This is a genomic window from Vibrio sp. HENC-03 (assembly GCF_000305755.2).
In the GTDB taxonomy this organism is placed as follows: Bacteria; Pseudomonadota; Gammaproteobacteria; order Enterobacterales; family Vibrionaceae; genus Vibrio; species Vibrio owensii.
The window spans coordinates 345,056-363,973 of record NZ_JH976122.1 but is presented as its reverse complement, the minus strand read 5'-3'; the positions used below and the strand labels follow the sequence as shown (position 1 = coordinate 363,973).

Here is an 18,918-nt window from a genome sequence, read left to right as displayed (position 1 = left end):
TTAAGTTAGTTGTGCAAACAAAGAGACATTGCTCTTATAAGTTCCGAGTCATCTATTGGCTTCGTAATATAGCTATCAAAGTGATGTCTTATTTTTTCTTCTTCTTGTACCGTTGCTCTAGCTGTAACTGCTATTACTGGAATTTCTGGAGCTATCACTCTAACTCTTTTAGCTAACTCGATTCCATCCATATTTGGCATTGATACATCCGTTAATATTATATCAAATGACTCTCTATCTAATCGTTCTAATGCATCAACTCCATCTATAGCAGACCTAGAATCAATGCCTTTTTCTTTGAGATGAAACTGCAATACCTCTCGATTAAAATCGACATCATCAACCACTAAAGCCTTTACACCAACAAAACTATCTATATTATTACTATTAGTTTCTGAAGCTTCGTTTTCTTTTTCAGGAGCTTTAATTCCAAGACTCAAAATATCAATAGGCAAAAAAATCTTAAACACACTTCCCTTACCTAGCTGACTCTCTACCGTCAATATCCCTCCCATAAGATTAATAATAGCTTGTGTAATCGCGAGTCCTAAACCAAAACCAAATTGTTTATCTTCTTGATTCGCCTGTTCAAAACTATTAAATATGTTTTCCATATCATCTTTTTTAATCCCCCTTCCTGTATCTTGAATTGCGAATACTATCATTTTTTTGTTTTGAAAAATCTCTTTTGAAATACTTATTATAACATCACCAAAATCTGTGAATTTTATTGCATTTGAAACAATATTTGATATCGCTTGTTGAAATCTCAATCCGTCCACATATATTCTATCAAAATCATTTATATCATTTTTTTTAATAGATAAAGTAATATCTTTTTGGTTTGCTAAGGGATTGAACGTTTTTTCTATATCTCGTATGATATTTTTAATCATTATATATTCTGGATGCAATCTATAATTCAAGGCATCGAGACGCTCAAAATCCAACAAGTCATTAACTATGTTTAAAATAGTATTGCTAGCTGTCTTTATACCGTCTAATTGGCGTTTGTATATCGTCACTACTTGATCATCTTGTAACATATTCAAGTACCCAATAATTGCATTTAGTGGAGTTCTTATCTCATGTGATACATTAGAAAGTAATGTTGATTTTTTGTTTGTCGCATCTAGCGCCTCCTTTGCCGCATTTTCATATTGTTCAGTTCGATGTTTTACTTCTTCTTCTAGGCCTTCAACCAAAGCCTTTATTGTTCTGCCGGCTTCGCTATATGCATGTGATAACAGTTCAATCTCGTCTCCACTATGATGAACAACGGTCATTGCATTATCAAAGTCTTGATTTTTAAGACAATTTGCTTGTTCAATTAACGAATATATTGGTCGAAAAGTACTTACAATAGTTATATAGATAAGAAATAGGAATAAGATGAATAAAACAAATGTTGCGAATACAATTTTTTCAACCAAACTGTTGTCCGAAGAAAGTAAAAGCTCGACAGTAGATTCATAACTTGATTGCAAATAAGACTCAGGAGTTACTAAAATTACACGCCAATTCATCGTTTTATTTTTTCTATGGATGACATTGAAAGTATCAGCGTCCGTTTTAACAGTTAAAAAACCTACATCTTCAGTCAATATAAATTCTTTAAGTGTTCGATTGTTACCGACCGTCACACTTGGACTGTTTAACAAATTTATCACATCCTGATCTAAATTAGACGCTACCAAATTACCATCGTTATCTATTATAAAAAATCGGTACTTATAACCGTCTATACTCGCAATGGATAAGGAGCGCGAGAACACCTCCAAGTCTAGTTCAAACTTTAGAAGTTTGTTTGGATAATCTTTAACAGGCTGTAATATATAGAAACTTTTAATTAGACTATTTTCAGAGACCTTATATTTAAGTGCTTTATCACTAGACCATAAGGATGAGTACTCAGGCAAATAGTTTATTATCAAACTTGAATTTTGATCCTTGGATTCAATTTCTATATTATTCCCTAGATCTACAAAAGATATCTTTTTTATATAATCTGCAGGTACTTGGTTGATACATTTCAAGTTATTGTCTATCACATCTAATGATATATAACCTTGTACGCAAGAAGAACTAAAAAATAAAGATAGGTATTTTATTTCCTCTAATATGAATTCTGCCTTCTCTTCTAAAAGAGCCTCTTGACTTTTAACTAAAGATTCTACTAATCTCGTATTCTGCCCTATGATGCCAGATTTTATCCCTTCAATTTGGTTATCATAATTGCTCTTAACCAATAAAACTGAGGCATAAATAAGTGAACCTACAAAAACGAGAAAAAGTGTAGCATTTATTAATAAAATTTTGTTTCTAAAAGACACTTTAATTACTCTCTTTCAACTGCAATATGATTATTGTTTTTTGGGATATGTGCCTTAAAATTTCTCCCGCTCTACTCTGTTTTAACAGTCCGTCATATTGTTCGCATTTTTTACATATATACGCCGCATCTTGTAACCCACATGTCGAAACAATCCCCTTTAAACGGTGACTTAACTCTTTTTTAGGTACGGAACTCTCGTACGAATCGATATGGATTGAGTTCAAATTGTTAATTGCAATCCTCCTAAAAAACTTCCCTTTTTCAGAGTTAAATCGCACACCCGTTCTTTTTTCAAATAGTATTTCATCTACAATAAAATTCACTTTAAACATATTGATCCTTTTTATTTCTACTTTGCTCAATACGTTGCCGAATATCAGAAATTTTTTACATGGCACTTTAAGTGAACAAAAAACAGAGATGCCCAATTATTGATAATAAAAATAAAATGCAAACATCAATCAGCTTCCAGGCATGTGTAACACTTCTAAAAAAATGCTAACTAAACTTGATAATTACCATATTTTCAAATACTTAACGACCCAAAAACAAAAGACACACATGGCATTTATAACTTTTTATTTTACTAAGTGACTTTAAACGAACCATAATAGGCATATGAAAAACTGAAAAAATCAAGGTGCCTATTGTGCGTTATTTAACTACAACCGTTATTTGTCTATGTTCTTTTGTTTCTTTTCAATCAACTGCAGCTAGCGTAAAGATTAGATGGACAGGAATAGTGCCAAGCATAAGCTGCTCCTCCCAGCCCATAAGTAATCAATCTGACATAGAAAAGTTATATGAAAAGTGTCAGTCTGAATTGAAAATTGAAAAACACTTACAAATTGATCAGAACCTTACTAATAGCAAAATTGTTAGTTTTGATATATAAGGTAATTAATATAAACACTTTCTATGCCAGGCCTAAACTCTGGCATAGAAATTTTCACTTTTTGGCTTGTTTTTGTTTAAAAAAGTAAGCACTATTATAATTTACAATCTAAAGAAGCCCTTACATAATCCATCGATAGGAAAGAAAATATTGTTTATTTTCCCCACCTTTATCGATCGCTATGCCAATCAATGTAGAATTTCATGCAGGTTCTCTTACTCTCTTTGTAGAGAAGCGCAACGCATCAAGTGACGTCCAGTTAGCAATCAATCTTTCTCGTAGCGAGTATCTTGTCCTAAGAGAGCTTGTCGTGCATATCGGGCAACACCTATCCAAAGAGCATCTAATTTTTATTGGTTGGCCTTGTAGCTACGTAGGACCGAACTCATTGAATATGACTATAATGTATCTCCGAAAAAAACTTTGTGTTATCGGTGGCTTCTGGGAAATATCGACGATCCAACGACATGGTTACAGTCTAAACTTATCGATAGAACATCGTAATGAAACAGTTAGCACTGTTGGAGTTTGAGTTTTGAGTAATGCAATTTAAAATATTATTAACTGCAACAAAAATGGCTTGGTATACCCAAGCCATTTTTGTTTGTGATTTCAGTATGTGTTTATAAAGGCCTAACACATATAGTTTCTGATATATTAGCTGCAGCTGTTTTTGGCATCCTATTGGTACCTACTGAACTCGTAGACATCTCTGTGACGTTTCGATATGCATTACCCACACCACCTACTCTTTCACCTTTCTCGGCGAGCCATTCTTCTTGGTTTATGGTTAGACGGACATACTCAATAAACGAACCGTTTTCAAAAATAGGTCGGATTGTGAAAACATTTTCGAATGCCCCACCAGCATAAGAGCGAGCATGAACCCCTTCTGATGACTGTGATTTTTCAACAATCGCTAAGGAAATTGGGCTGTATGTGCCTTTCATTTCACCATAAGAAAAGTCTAGCCCTCCATTTTGCACTGCGTCTAAATATTCACTCACTTCCGCATCCGTCAGATATCGCCACTCATCACTTCCCATCAATTCAGAACATTCTCTCGTCCTGTCATTCCTCGGAGATAGCTTGACCTCAAGTGGAGTTTGCCATTGCCATCCTCCCCAGTTGATCACTTTAAACTCTTCAGACAAGATGAAATCAGTATTTACATGAGATAATCGAATATAGCTTCTATCATATGCATTCGTTTCATCATTCCGCATAAACAATTCTGCCAGACCAGATTCATTAGTCTTTGCTGACCCTCCAAACGGAAATACTAATGCATTATCAAAATCATCCTCTATGACCTCAACATTTACAATAGCGTCCTTAACCGGGTTTCCATTCGCATCACTGACCGTAATATAAACCGGATATTGTTTTTCGTTACCTACTTCCCAGCCCGCAATATTTGATTCTACATCGGTTATTTTCGCTGTTGCTTTGTCCGCAACAAACCAAATGTAAGTACAGGCATTTTCAACCTTTGAAGGAGTAGAACCACATACTTCAACTGTTTCTGATGTGATGCTAGAAACTGTTAGGGAGGCATTCCCTTCACTCCCTGTCACTAACGAAGTGTTATCAGCGATCGCATTCCCACTCGCGGATTCAACTGTAACAGCAATACTTTCACCTTCTACAGGCTGTCCCATAGGGCCAGAAACAAGCTTAAAAGATACAACAGATTTAGATATGCCATTCGCAACCGTTTCTTCTTCTGCTTTGCTAACTGTAAAATCATTAATGATACAGCTGGTTATATAATTCCCCTCAGACGAGGCTGTATTAACAACTCCAGTTTCCATGTCCATTACTTTGTACACACCGTTATCATTAAGCCAATATGATCCTGTAGTTGGCCAATTGTAGCTGTCTTTTAAACCTTTCTCGAACAAAGTTGTCATTTGCTCTCTCAAAGGCAGTTGACCTTTAGTTCCACAATAACTCACAGCTTGCTCCAATGAACTTAATGCTATGTCCACTGTGGGGTTATATGAACTATCACTAACAAAAGAAGAGTAAAGTAAGCTATCCCCGGTAGCTTGAGAAGTAGTTAGAGGCTTTGTGTACCACGTATTATTGATATAAACATCATCCCATAGAAGACCATCAGGGGTAGTAACAGGAACTTCCATCAAACCTAAAGCATACGCCCCATTATTGTCTGTAACCGCAAAAGAAACATAGTGATTACCAACCTGTGAAGTTTCAAACGTAAATTGTTTGTTAGATAAATCATCTGGGTCGAAGGGCTCTGTCGCTGCATTAAATGAATCTACATGTATTAACTGATAGTCATCCCCATCGTATGAAGTTATATAGGGAGCAATATCAATAGTCACTATTTGATTAGTAAAGACTTTACTATAGATGATGTCGTCTTCAACGAACAACCCGTCATTAGCCTCGGTAGTTACCGCTATATCAAGAGTCCCTAAAAGAACCTCTCCGGTATCATCATTTTTGTAACTAAATAGAATACGCTCAATGCCTTCAAAACCACTAAACGGGGTGTAAATGATTGTATTTCTTAGTGGATCAGCCTCTGCTGTACTATAGCCGGGGTTATAGGGTAGTGAAAGTTCTTCGCTCAATGTAAAGTTAAAAGGAACCATAATCCCGGCTTGGGCTAACAGCAAATCTCTTATATCAACTTCAACTAGTTGCTCTTCAAATGTAACAGCGCTTACCGCAGGTAAAGTGACTTCTAAAGACGATACGGGCATCTCGCTCATTACTGCAACACGGGTAATTGCAACATCTGTTGGCGCCCCCATTAAACCTATTGGTGCAAGTGCGTCACGTACAATGCTTGCAGATTTTACAGAAGCATTGGTAACTGCCACTTTATATTCATAATCACATGACTTAGCGTTACGCGCGGCAATCGTAAAACTATGCGTCATGGTTTCTAAAGGTTGGCATTCTGATACATTGTTAAGCGAGGTAACCTCTAGCAATGTGAAACTTTTACCTCCATCAACAGACACTTTATCGGAAAGATCCACGACATAACTGTCTTGGTAGTCAGTTATAAAAGTAGCATTCTGTGCACTGATTGACGCAGGAACCATGTAATCCGGTGAACCATTATCTGTCTTCTTGTCACCTTCACCATTACAACCTGCCAGTGCTATCGCTGCGATTAGAGCATACGGATGCTTTCTATTATCACGGTTTTGGTTATCACGGCTTTTGAGCATATATCGTCCCTACTTTCTTTGACCACAAAATGCTAAATATCGAACACGCCAAGAAATAGGGCTCTTTGTTTTCATCTGTTAGTAAAGTGCCTAATAGAAAAGGGACTAGGTTTACACTTGGTTCTAAGGGGATAGTAGAAATGAGTTTTGTTGTTGTCTGCTAATTCTTGTTTTCACTAAATCATTAGCCTAAAGATAATCTCAACTAGTTACATTGCTGAAGAATCCCCAAGCTTAATCTTGGGGATCAAAGTGCAAATAATATACAGGAACTATTGGTTAAGGGGATAAACACATAATGTTGTTGCATTTGACATTTCTGGCCAACTGGTGCTGTTTAACAAACCAGTAACATCAGAAACCCAGTCAACATTTCTCCATGTATATTCATATCTTTTCAACCCATTTGCGGTTGTCAGCACGTAATCACCTAGCTCATAGCTCTCACCAGTTGCAACTCCCATCGCTGTATCTTCGTGATTGGCTAAATGAGAAACACTGCTACCGAACACAAGTCTATCGCCCCCCCCAATACCAAGCGTTGCTTTAGGAAACTCCCATCGATTTCCATTCTCAGATTCGATGATCCTGCCACTTATATCTTTTCCAAGCATCGCAAAACGAATTGGATCTGTCGCAATAGTTGGGTTATTTTCTTTATATTCTGTCCCTTCTTCGTATGTTGGTAATCTCCATTTATCGCCGAATGCGACCTGACAATCTTGACTGATTTCATCAGATGTAATTACATCGAGTACTTTTACTCGTAAAGGGGTTTCCCATTGCCACGTTCCCCATGTTGCTTCAACGTTTGTTTGCGAAACTTGATTACTCGTATTTTGATGCTTAACTAGAATATTCGAGAAATCAGAAAGATATGACTCAGAGTTAACTACTTGAGTTTGAGACTCACCATTTTCATCAGTGATACTAGAAGGAATCATTGATAAAGACTGATCGTTGGTATCTTCTACAACTTCATATTCAACGACAACATTAGCTACAGGATTGTCAAAAGCATCACGAACTTGAGTCAGAACTGGATAAGAGGATAAGTTTCCCGGAGTCCAGCCACTAGTATTCATACTTGCAGCTGTAACCTGAGCTGTAGCGGGGTCACCAACAAACGAAACAGAGACACAAGACCTTAACAATCCTATAGATCCACAAACATTAACATCCTCAGCTTTAGTACTTGATAAAAGTGCTATGGCGTTACCATTTTGATCTGTAACTGCTGAGCTATCAATAAATGAAGCATGTTCACTATCGGTTTCAAACATTATGGTTTCACCAACAGAAGGTTCTTCATCTTGTGCTATGAGATTGAATGTCAATTGAGTGCTGTTACCATTAGCTATTATATCTTCCAAAGGTGCCTGTACCGTTAACCCGCCTTCAACGCAGGTTGCTAAATAATTGCCATCTACGTGGTCTTGACTATCAGCGTTCGCCAAGTCTACTACCTTTATAACATCGTTATCTTCAGCCAAATACTTTACTGAAACAGGCCAGTTATGGTTAGCTTGCACATCCTCACTGCTCAATGCAATCAACTCAGATGAGGTTGGCAAACGCCCCTTTGTTCCACAATAATTTTTAGCTGACTTAAAATCTAATAAAGCGAGACTTACAGCCGGCGTATAAAAGTCGTCAGCTCGTGCTTCACTGTACTCAACAGATTCGGTGACAGCTTCGCTAGTCGTTAACGGCCCCGTAAACCATAGCCCTTGATACTCTATATCTCCCCATTTACTCGAGGTGTTAGGATCAAAAGCAGGAATTTCCACTAATCCAAGTCCATATGCTCCATTTCTGTCAGATACAGCAAAAGAAACATAGTGAATACCAACTTGTGAAGTTTCAAAGGTAAACCTTTTATTGGAAAAATCATCTGGATCAAAAGGCTCTGTCGATGCGTTAAAAGAGTCCACGTGTACTAACTGATAATCATCCCCGTCGATTGGAGGGGTTACATATGGTGAAACATCGATTGTTACTTTTTGATTGGTTTGTACTTGAGCGTGTACGTTGCGATCTTTGACTAACAAACCTTCGTTTGCATTACTTACCGCGATATCAAGCGTCCCTAATAGAATCTCACCTGTGTTGTTATTTATGTAACTAAATAGGATACGCTCTATACCTTCAAAGCCACTAGAAGGGGTGTAAGTAATTATGTTTCTTAAGGGATCAGACTTTGCAGTACCAAAGCCAGAGTCATAGGGTAATGACAACTCTTCACTCAATGTAAAATCAAAAGGAACCATAAACCCAGCCTGGAAAAGGAGTAAGTCTCTGATATCAACTTCAAGCATTTGCTCTTCAAATGCAACAGCACTTACTGCTGGTAGAGTAACTTCTGACGACGACACTGGCATCTCACTCATAACTGCTACTCGAGTAATTGCAATATCTGTAGGAGCCCCGGTCAAGCTTGCAGGCGCAACTGCATTCGCTACATCGGTAACCGCTACTTTATATTCATAATCACACGATTTCACAGCAAGCGCGGCAATTGTAAAACTTTGCGCCATGACTTCTAATGGTTGGCACTCTGATGCATTACTAAGCGGCTTGACCTCCACTAAGGTGAAACCTTTTCCCCCTTCAACAGACACTTTATCGGAAAAGTCCACTTCGTATTCGTCTTTGTAGTCAGTTATAAAATTAGCATTCTGTGCACTGATTGACGCAGGAACCATGTATTCCGGTGAACCACTATCGCTGTTTTTGTCACCTTCCCCATTACAGCCAGCAAGAGCTATCGCGGCTGCTAAAACTGCATATGGATACGTCCCTTTGTAAAGGTTGTGGTGCATATAAATTAGTCCTATATTTGTTATATCTTTGTAATTATAAATATCCGCAACAGCAAGAAATAGAGCACTTTTCCTTAACTCATACAGGAGATGCCAAATACGTCCAACGAGGTTATTCTTATACCTTTAAAAAGTTTAACTAAGCAGAAAGAAATGGAAAAATATAAAGACTAAGGAAATGATGGCTGTCTTGTTGAAACTCTTAAATAAAGAGAGGACAAAATAAAAATGCCCGATAAAATTCATCGAGCATTTAAACTAAAACTGTAAATAACAGGAAAAGTCATTGACTTTATGGAAGCATTATAAAGGTTTCACACAAGCTAGAGCTAAGTCCGTATCTAATCCGTGATTAGCGATTACACCTCTTCGTGCTCCGGATTGAACATAACTCGCCTGAACGTCGATAACCGCTCTTGGAATTCCTTCTGCCGAGCCATAAAGAAAAAAACCTCTTCCTTGCGGTGAATATGTGAGGGCTAGAAAATCACCTAGAGTTTCACTACCACTTTCAGTATAAAAATATACAGATTGGCCATCATAAGAAAAATCATCAATATAATCTTGTGAGATAAATGTAACATAATTTCTCTCAGTAATATAATTATCAACACTATATGTTATCGGATCCCACTTTCCTCCCACCGAAGATTGTGTGTCGATAAATGCAAGCCAATCGTCTGTCATTTTTGCAGACATCAGAGACCATTCTTCTCCAAACTCGCTTTTGCAAAGTTGATCCGTTGGTAAGTTGGTCCTACTTTTAGTGAACTCAACCGCATGTGGGATAGTCCATTGCCACATTCCCCAGTTGCCTACTGCAACGTGCTCAGAAGTTTCACCGCTAGTATTGGTGTGTGACATTGTATGCTCAGTTACATCAATAGCATTGTTTTCATTATTTGATACAAAAAAACTAGCAATACCTAAAGTATTCGTGACAGCATTATCTCTGCTTGGAGACACACTTAGATTAAAATCGTCGCGTGTAACATTAGACAAAACATCAACATTCGGAACAGGGTTGTCATATGCGTCGGTTACTAAAGCATTAAAAGTATAGGCTTGGCCCGATTGCCAATTACTTATATCGCTAACCTCTACCTCTCTGACCATCGCTGTTGCTGGATCCGCAATAAAAGTGACAGAAGTACAAGAATTCTGAATACCAATTTCTGCGCATATCGAAACATTTTCTGCTTTGGTACTTTTCAGTGTTGCAATAGCAATACCATTGGTATCAGTGACAGCGGAGCTTGCTTCCAGAGCTGCTTCACCAGTGTTTGTAAAGTATAGTCCAGCCCCCTCGACAGGAGCATTGTTTTCGCCTTTTAACTGGAATGTTATTTGTGCTTGTTCGATGTTATTTGCGATCACTGGATCTTCTAGTGATTCTGACGTCAATCCGCCTTCAACACAAGTAGCTAAATAATTTCCTTCTACATAACTCTGTAAATCACCGGTAGCTAAGTCAACAACTTTAATCACGCCGTTATCATCTGCAAAATACCCAGCTGAAACAGGCCAATTATGGTTAGCTTGCACATCTTCACTACTTAGCGCTACCAGCTCAGAAGAGGTAGGCATACGCCCCCTTGTTCCACAATAACTCTGAGCTGAGCTAGTATCGAACAAAGCCAGATTTACAGCAGGGTCATAAAAACTGTCAACTTTTACTTCGCTGTACTCCACTGATTCGAGTATAGCGTCAGATGTACTTAACGGGCCTGAAAACCAAAGACTTTGAGATTCAATCCCTCCCCAAGGAGTCCGATTGTATGGATCAAAAACTGAGACTTCCATTAATCCAAGTCCATATGCTCCGTTATTGTCGGTTACAGCAAAAGAAATATAATGATTACCAAGTTGTGAGGTTTCGAAATAAAAATCTTTATTCGACAAGTCTTCTGCGTCACGAGGTTCAGTCGCAGCATTAAAAGATTCGACATAGACTAATTGATAGTCATCTCCATCAAAAGAATCAACATAGTCTACAACGCTGATTTCCACTTTTTCATTGACTGCTACTTGACCGTATACGATATTATCTTTGACAGATAGGCCTTGGTTAGCTTCAATTGTTACCGCAATATCAAGTGTCCCTAGAAGAACCTCACCTGTGTCGTTATTGATATAACTGAATAGAATGCGTTCTATACCTTCAAAGCCGCTGAATGGTGTATAGGTGATAGTATTTGTTAAAGGGTCAGCATCTGCTGAACTAAAGCCAGGAGTATAAGGAAGTGATAGTTCTTCGCTCAAAGTAAAATCGGTTGTAACCTCAATTCCGGTCTGAGATTCCAATAAATATCTTATATCAACTTCAAGTGTTTGTTCTTCAAATGCAACAGCACTTACTGCTGGCAAAGCGACTTCTGTGGACGACGCTGGGATTGCGCTCATTACTGCCACTCGAGTAATTGCAGTATCTGTAGATACATCACTTAAACTCGCAGAAGAAAATACACTAGATCGAGAACTCGTCGTTACAACTGGATCATCAGTAACTACCACTTTGTATTGGTAATCGCACACTTTTGTACTTTGCGCTGCTACTGTAAAATTTTTCGCCATGATTTCTAATGGTTGGCATTCTGCTGCATTACTTAGCGCGGTAACGTCTAGCAACTTGAAACTTCTACCACCGCCGACAGACACTTTGTCAGAGAGATCTACTAAGTAACTGTCTCGGTAGTCCGTAATAAAGTTAGCATTCTGAGCACTGATTGACGCAGGAATCATGTACTCTGGTGAACCACTATTCGTGCTTTTATCACCATCCCCATGACAACCCGCGAGAGTTATTGCAACTGCTAAAGCTGTATATCGGTACGTCCTTTTGTAAAGGTTTTGGTGCATATGAATTATTCCTATTATTTATTGAATTCTAATATAATAAATATTAGACACAACAAGAAATAGAGCACTTTATCTTGATTCGTAAAAAAAGTGCCGAGTCATAGGGCAGGTTATATTTGTTTATTTAAACATATAAAAAGTTTAAGATGGTAGATGGGTAAACAAAGGCACTACCAGAAAGCAGTGCCAAAAATAACTCGTTATCATTAGTAAAAAATCATTTACATACTACAATCGGGTAGTTAATAATTTCTCCTGGATATACTAAGTTGATGTCCCTTCCCTCTAATTGAGAATTAATTTCTAAAAGGTCTTTTAGAGTGATATTTTGTGCATTTGCAATCTTAATTAAGTAGTCGCCTTCCACTAGTATATAAGGCTCACTCTCTACGCTACATACTTCTGGTTCAGGAATAACCTCAATCGGCTCTTCAACTTCCGGCTCCATGATGATACTCTCTTCTTCCACATAAATTTTGGATGAAGGAAAACGATACAAAAAAGATAAATTGAACGAGTACAAATCATCTTCAAGGTCATTGATATCAAAAATGCCTTGGTAACTGACATCTGCAAACCAATTCTTTGTTAATTCATATTGCAAGCCTAATTGCGCTGTTGGACTAACTTCACTATCAACGTAAGAGAACCCAGGTCCTGCGTAGATTGCAGCATAATCACTAACAGGCATTAACCAGTTAGCTCGAAACGAAAGTGCGTCTAGATCTAAGTCATCATCTCGACCTAAATTGAAGTTTTGATAACCGGCTTCAAGGAAAATGTCATTTTTAAAGTGATACCCAAACATTGCCTCATAGCCAAATGCTTCACTTTCTTTTTTATTGTCATCTAAAAACGAACTGTTTACGCCACCCTTAAGATAATAAGGTGATATTATCTCAGTATTTTCCGCAACTACCGTCGATGGCAGCACCATAGTTAATGCGATTAAATAATAATATTTCATGTTATATCCTCGGCGACACTATAATCGTCACAGAATCTGTGTAACTACCAGAGACTAAGGGGGTTCCTTCTACGTCATACTTGAATGTGAGATTAAAAGGTAGATTAGTCTGTATTCCACTCCCCTCACCTATATATGATTCTTGTTTTATTAAGCGCCCTTCGGTAACAAGCTCACTGGTGCTACATTTATCACACATCACACTGTAAGGAATAGTAATACTATTTGAGCTGCTACTAACCAAATTATAATCTCGATCTAACATATTCAAGACGATACCGTTATTGAAATATCCTTGAGCTTCTAGCCTATAAACGGTCTGCGCTGAAACTGTACGGTCGGTGACATCATAGTTTGGCTCCATGACACCATTACCTTCAAGGATTACAACATCGGCGATTTCTACTGGCTCATAATTGAAACTAAAAATCACGACATCACTAATATTTCGGAACGTTGATATGCCGCTGGTATTTTCATAGTAATAACGAACAGTAATCGGAACCGACGCACTGTAAACCCCTTCAGCTTTACCTTTTAGTGCGGCGACAACATCTGTTTCATTAATATTGAACATAGGTCTAAATAATATAAAAGGAGAAGTTGGAACGGCAACAGATAGCTTGGTTGAAGAAATGCAACCGATCCCGGTTACACTAACTATTGGCGGTGTAACTTCGTCTGTTAAACACCCTCCCCCTAAACTATTAGTGTCTTCAACAAAATCAATTCCAGTAGTGTTGTACTGAACTCCTGTAATAGAAATAGGGATCGGAATCGTTGTTTCTCCATTCATTCCACCTCTTAAGGTGATGGAGTTTGCTGCTGCAGCAGGCAAAGAGCCCGCTGACCATGAATTTACCGAACGCAAAGCTGGAGGTACGCCCCACTTACTTGGAACCATGGTATCTCCTTTACCATAAGTCACATTATCCCAAGTAATACCATCCACTTTTACATCACCATTGATGTAAAAAGCACTATAAACAGGAGGAGTAAGAAGTAATGCTCCAAAAGCAAATAAAGAAAAAAGCACTTTATGCATAATTAATTACTCCGTCTGACCACTTGTTTAGTCGAATAACTCTTATCGTGAGAGTTAATCGTTACACTCAGATTGTCACTCTGGATAGTATCGACTAAATTGAACGATTTATGTCTACCGGCTAAGACAGTAAGCCGTTGTCTACATTGACTGGTAACTTCTGTCGTACAACTGTTCAGATATAATTGAATCATGGTATTGCTATTATTTATAACCTCCAACTCATCACCCTTATTAATAATATCATAATCAAATACAGGTTCTGTTGTAGGGATTACATAAACAGGAGCAAAACCATAATTTATTTCTACACCTGAAACTTCTTCATTTTCTTCACGATACTTACTTGGAATAAATGTTAGAGAAAACATCAAGTCTTTCGAATTATCACATGAAGTATTGTGGCACAAACTACGAATACCAATGTCCTTCTCTTCTCCAGTTTTAAGTACAAGTCGTTGATGAGTTAATGAAATCTTCCAGTCATTCAAATTTTCTCGAGTATATTTATCCTTTAGAATATCAGTACCATCTTTAATTTTTATTTCTTCAACCACTGTTTCAACAAAAAGTGGGTCACTTTCGTCGTTGGTCAAAGTCAAGATCCCATTGCCCCGCTCATCACTAATAATCACCATTTTGTCAACTTGAAACGCGTAAGACTGCATAGAGCAAAAGCCAAATGCCAAGCTCAATAGTGATATAGAAATATTTTTGATTTTCATAATTGGCCTCAGTTAATCTGCGCTACTGAGTAGCTGATTGAGTTTGCTTTAAACGAACGTTTCGCCAGTAGTTTGATTTCTTCTATTTCCTTCTTATGGCTAGACAACATTTCAATCATGTTTGATGTATCGTGCGCAATATAAAGAGCTTTATACTTCCCCACCTCTTTTTGAATAACCCGATAACCTAAAGAACGAAGTTTTTCAAGCGAGCCTTCCAGCTGTATAGAATATTCGTACGCACCCAAGAAAATCGCGCTTAAGATTTCATCATCCATCTCAATCTGCTGCACTTCTTCGTTATCTGCGATTGGCAAGCAGTAGTTCTGACCAAAGTTCAATTGACTGGTTGACGAAAATTCATAGGGTAGTAGACACTGATTCTGATTTGACGACAGTTCGAAGTTCAACCCTTCCAACACCGTTACTCGATAAACACCATCTGTCATTTCGTTTACCTCGAGACATCCTTCACCACTGCACATCACTTCTGTAATAGGCTCATCAGATATATCACTAAACGAAGTGACAAATGATACGACACGACTCACTTTGGGAGACAAGTAAGACACTGTTCCTGGGTGTGAGTATACTGTTTTATTACTTTCTCCAGAGTTGTAGAGATTTACACTTTCTGCGTCGAAGTTTGCGTCATATTCATGGTAGCTGCGCAATGGAACGATACGTTCATTTTCGTAAACAATGAATTTACTGCTCGATTTGCCATCTTTATCGATAGTGACATAACCTCTCTCTAGTGTTGCGTCATTTGTTTCACTTGTTGAACGTACATCTTCAATGTCAACTAGAGCATATGCCAAAGAGCGGTCTTTAGTGACATGTATGCCTTTCGAAGTAACAATTTGTGAGCTCGAAATACTAGCATTTCCTCCTTGATTGCTGTCTCTAGTCGAGGCATAGGCAAGTGCATTTAGTCTTGCATAATCCGTTGAACCATCTAGCGTAAACGTCGCATCTTGATACATATCTTCTTCATCTCGGCTATATGTATTAGCTACTTCAAACGAGGTATTAAACATATCTGAATCAATAAAGTCGTTACTTCTTACAGAAGTTCTAAATTGCTCCAACCCATCATCAGTGTCACTAAGTGTACTTATTGCTGCATCCATTGAATCAGATAACGGTACACTCCAAAGTAAACTTATGGACTTGTCGTCATCAAAATCGGAGTAATCAAAGTTAACATTCAAAGTTGAATCAAGAATAGTTGGAGTCGTATAGCCAACAGAGATCAAATTGTCTTCACGTTCAATATCTGCAAAACTATTATTCATAGACAGGATATTTTCTTCGTTACGAGTATAAATTGCGTAAATAGAACGACCTTGCCCAAGATTGTAGTAAGAATTCAATGACCAGCGTGAATAGTCAGAATAACCATACATATGCGTTGCAAGAGGATCTCCGTTCTTATTATCAAGTTTCTCGTAGGAAATATTGAAGTACTTTACTCCCAAGTTCACATTGGTATGCGATGCGACATCAAACTCGCTGTGCACACCTTCAAGCATCAGGTTCGTGCTCAGCAGAGCATAGTTGCCTCCTACGCTAAACATCGAACTACTGTCTGTTACTAAGACTCCACCGCCGAGTTGTAAATTCGGTGTTACTTGATAATTCATGAGCGCTTTGCCAAACGCGTCATTATCAATTGGTTCTACGTTAGTATCTTTATAATCAAATAAACTCTCAGCTAAAAGCCCTGCACTAGCAATGTAATCAATACTGCCTTCGGTCAGTGTATCGTTTAAACTATTATATACTTGGAACAGTTGAGTATTAACAACTTGTCCATTTACAGATACTTCGACTCGAGCCTCATAACGACCAGAGGGTAATTCCGTATATGATATAGACTGTTGGCCTGCTGCAACGTTTGCCTGATAAATAATACGATCATCACGGAACACTTTTACAAAACCAGTTGAAGGAACATAAAAGCTCAGCACTTTTGCGCTACTTTCCCCGCCTACCAACAGCTTTTCCGAAGAGGCAAACGTTATTGAGTTCTGAGCCATTCGAGCAGTATTATTCAAATAATCTGTCGAGTTGACATCTGGATCGTATTCGAAATGCCCGACTTTCAATGCATAAGCTTCAATATCAAGGTGGTATGCGGCTTCGTAAAGTTCAGATCCACTATCACTATTAGTTACATTAAAATCACTTCTAAAGTAGCCATAAGGGAGCCCTAAAGTAATCTCGTCATTTAACGAAACTACTGAGTCGGAGTTTTCGTAGGCACTTAAATAAAGGTCAAATGAGTTTATCAGCCCATTACTTACACTCTTAGCATCGTGATATAGCGTTGCATCCGGACGATTTGAAAGCTCAATAATTCTAGGAGAAACAAACAAATAAGCTTCTTGCTCGTTATAGTTCTGTACGATTTCAAAAGTATCAGGATAAATCTCACAACTTTCTATTTTTCCCAAGCATTGAGCATTATCTTTTATACCAACAATTAACTCTTGAATTATTGCATCACGAAAAGCTTCATCTATTTTGTTACCTTCCAGGTATGCTCGGAATCGCGAAATACTTTCGCTATTGCTTTCTGCTATTTTTAGGGTATCAAATGAACTAAGCACCTCAATAGGTTCAGAAAAAGACCCATCTAAGTTCCTAAACTTAAACGTAGCTTCTTTCAACTGAAAGGCATCCTCAAACCCTTCAGGAATAAATGCTGCGAAAACGCTTGACCCTGGATAAAACTGCAAAGTAGCAATCAAAGGGAAAATCGCATATTTAACGGTGTTTCTCATATATTAGCCCCAACTGAAATTTCAATTTCGCCATTACATTTCTCTGGATAGCCATTTATTCCAACGTCTGAAAACGATGAAAACTCAAGTTCTAAATCATGTAAGCTTGTTTTAAATTCACCATCATCGGAGTTATAATCATTTGCAACCCCGATATTTACAATCATAGGGTCACCATCGAATAAAACTTTCACTAAATCAGTGGGCGTTATTCTATCACCTGTGTATAAAGTACAAGTTGATGTATTTTTTGTCATCGTAGTAACAAAAGAAGCACCCACAACTTCTTTTGGAATTGTGGTATTTACTTTCATTGTTGTTGATGCTGTTTCAAAACCATATGGATTTTCCGAGTAGTTGACTTCAACATCTAATACCGCGGGTGAAAACTCGATATCCGTAATAGATTCGGTATAAAGGTTATTTACATTAATATCTGTTTTTAATAATAGATTGAGTTGTATTGAATAAGCGTTCACGCTAATGAATGCTAATCCAAGTAACATTGCTGCTTTGTTTTTCATATCGTTCACTAGCTTAAAATTAATAGGGCTTGCCAAACAGCAAGCCCCAAATTAAACCATTAATTAATGATTATTAGATTGTTGACGCAACTACTGTGATAGAAGCTTGTACAGCACCACCTTCGACATCGGCAACTGGTGTATCGTTACCAACAGCCAGAGATACAGTACTCGCTTGAGCACCAAGAATATCCGAGTTATCCGTCACCTGAACGCCATCAGCAAAAACAATTAGATTTTCGTTAAGTGTAGGGTCAAACGTACCGCCATAAGTGATTGTTGGGTTTTGTACAGACCAAGTCGCGTCCGCTAGGTCACCGACTACTGGGTTGGCAGCATCACCAGATGTATTTGTACGAGCTTCTACAACAATAGAACTTGAGGTAAATGTACCATCAGCTTGCGCAGTAATTGTACCGTTTTGGATTTCCAGAGAGCCACCTTGACCTGTAATTAGTAGTGTATCGCCAGCATTAGAATCTGGAACAATACCAGTCCAAGTTAAAGTTGCTGTCGGATCCGCAGCTTGTGCTGAACCAATTGTCATACCTGCGAAAACCAAAGATGCTAGTGCTGCTTTTTTAAAGTTGTTCATTTTTCTTTCCTTAAGAAATTAAAAAAATATTAAGTGACTCTGAATCAACAGATACACAAAGGTATCTTAAACCCTGTCGACCAGATGTTTGTATTGTGCAAATTAGCCCAAAGAAAATATTGAGCATTTTCAACACCTAATAAAAATACA

Annotated in this window: 11 protein-coding genes; 1 reads left to right on the top strand and 10 read right to left on the bottom strand. The window is 37.9% G+C overall.

Features of this window, described 5'->3' with window-relative positions; genetic code table 11:
- Positions 1 to 5: 5 nt before the first annotated feature.
- On the bottom strand, positions 6 to 2,333 hold the full coding sequence (locus VCHENC03_RS13550) for an ATP-binding protein (RefSeq protein ID WP_009705926.1): 2,328 nt from the start codon (positions 2,331 to 2,333) through the stop codon (positions 6 to 8).
- 1,078 nt (positions 2,334 to 3,411) lie between these two features.
- Here VCHENC03_RS13550 and VCHENC03_RS26865 point away from each other — a divergent pair.
- Positions 3,412 to 3,762, top strand: a complete 351-nt coding sequence (locus VCHENC03_RS26865) for a helix-turn-helix domain-containing protein (RefSeq protein WP_083481832.1) — start codon at positions 3,412 to 3,414, stop codon at positions 3,760 to 3,762.
- Between the two features lie 91 nt (positions 3,763 to 3,853).
- Here the strand turns inward: VCHENC03_RS26865 and VCHENC03_RS27805 are convergent, their stop codons facing one another.
- The 9 genes from VCHENC03_RS27805 to VCHENC03_RS13580 all read right to left on the bottom strand — a co-directional run bounded on the left by VCHENC03_RS27805 (position 3,854) and on the right by VCHENC03_RS13580 (position 18,768).
- Positions 3,854 to 6,442 (bottom strand): bacterial Ig-like domain family protein, encoded by a 2,589-nt coding sequence (locus VCHENC03_RS27805; RefSeq protein WP_009705925.1) that lies wholly within the window; start codon positions 6,440 to 6,442, stop codon positions 3,854 to 3,856.
- A 272-nt stretch (positions 6,443 to 6,714) separates the two neighbouring features.
- Complete coding sequence (locus VCHENC03_RS27800) at positions 6,715 to 9,264, bottom strand: Ig-like domain-containing protein (protein ID WP_009705924.1); 2,550 nt, start codon at positions 9,262 to 9,264, stop codon at positions 6,715 to 6,717.
- Between the two features lie 303 nt (positions 9,265 to 9,567).
- The gene (locus tag VCHENC03_RS27795; protein WP_009705923.1) at positions 9,568 to 12,123 is read right to left on the bottom strand and encodes an Ig-like domain-containing protein; all 2,556 of its coding nucleotides are present in this window, start codon (positions 12,121 to 12,123) and stop codon (positions 9,568 to 9,570) included.
- A 217-nt stretch (positions 12,124 to 12,340) separates the two neighbouring features.
- Positions 12,341 to 13,090, bottom strand: coding sequence for an outer membrane beta-barrel protein (locus VCHENC03_RS13555; protein WP_009705922.1), 750 nt, complete (start codon positions 13,088 to 13,090; stop codon positions 12,341 to 12,343).
- 1 nt (position 13,091) lies between these two features.
- On the bottom strand, positions 13,092 to 14,135 hold the full coding sequence (locus tag VCHENC03_RS13560; RefSeq protein WP_009705921.1) for a hypothetical protein: 1,044 nt from the start codon (positions 14,133 to 14,135) through the stop codon (positions 13,092 to 13,094).
- A 2-nt stretch (positions 14,136 to 14,137) separates the two neighbouring features.
- On the bottom strand, positions 14,138 to 14,860 hold the full coding sequence (locus VCHENC03_RS13565) for a hypothetical protein (protein WP_009705920.1): 723 nt from the start codon (positions 14,858 to 14,860) through the stop codon (positions 14,138 to 14,140).
- 8 nt (positions 14,861 to 14,868) lie between these two features.
- Positions 14,869 to 17,649, bottom strand: a complete 2,781-nt coding sequence (locus tag VCHENC03_RS13570) for a TcfC E-set like domain-containing protein (RefSeq protein WP_009705919.1) — start codon at positions 17,647 to 17,649, stop codon at positions 14,869 to 14,871.
- Positions 17,646 to 18,173, bottom strand: a complete 528-nt coding sequence (locus tag VCHENC03_RS13575) for a hypothetical protein (protein ID WP_009705918.1) — start codon at positions 18,171 to 18,173, stop codon at positions 17,646 to 17,648. Before VCHENC03_RS13575 ends, VCHENC03_RS13570 begins: the two co-directional genes overlap by 4 nt.
- Positions 18,174 to 18,246: 73 nt before the next feature.
- Positions 18,247 to 18,768 carry a hypothetical protein gene (locus tag VCHENC03_RS13580; RefSeq protein WP_009705917.1) on the bottom strand — a complete coding sequence of 174 codons (522 nt, stop codon included), beginning with the start codon at positions 18,766 to 18,768 and terminating at the stop codon, positions 18,247 to 18,249.
- Between the last annotated feature and the right edge of the window lie 150 nt (positions 18,769 to 18,918).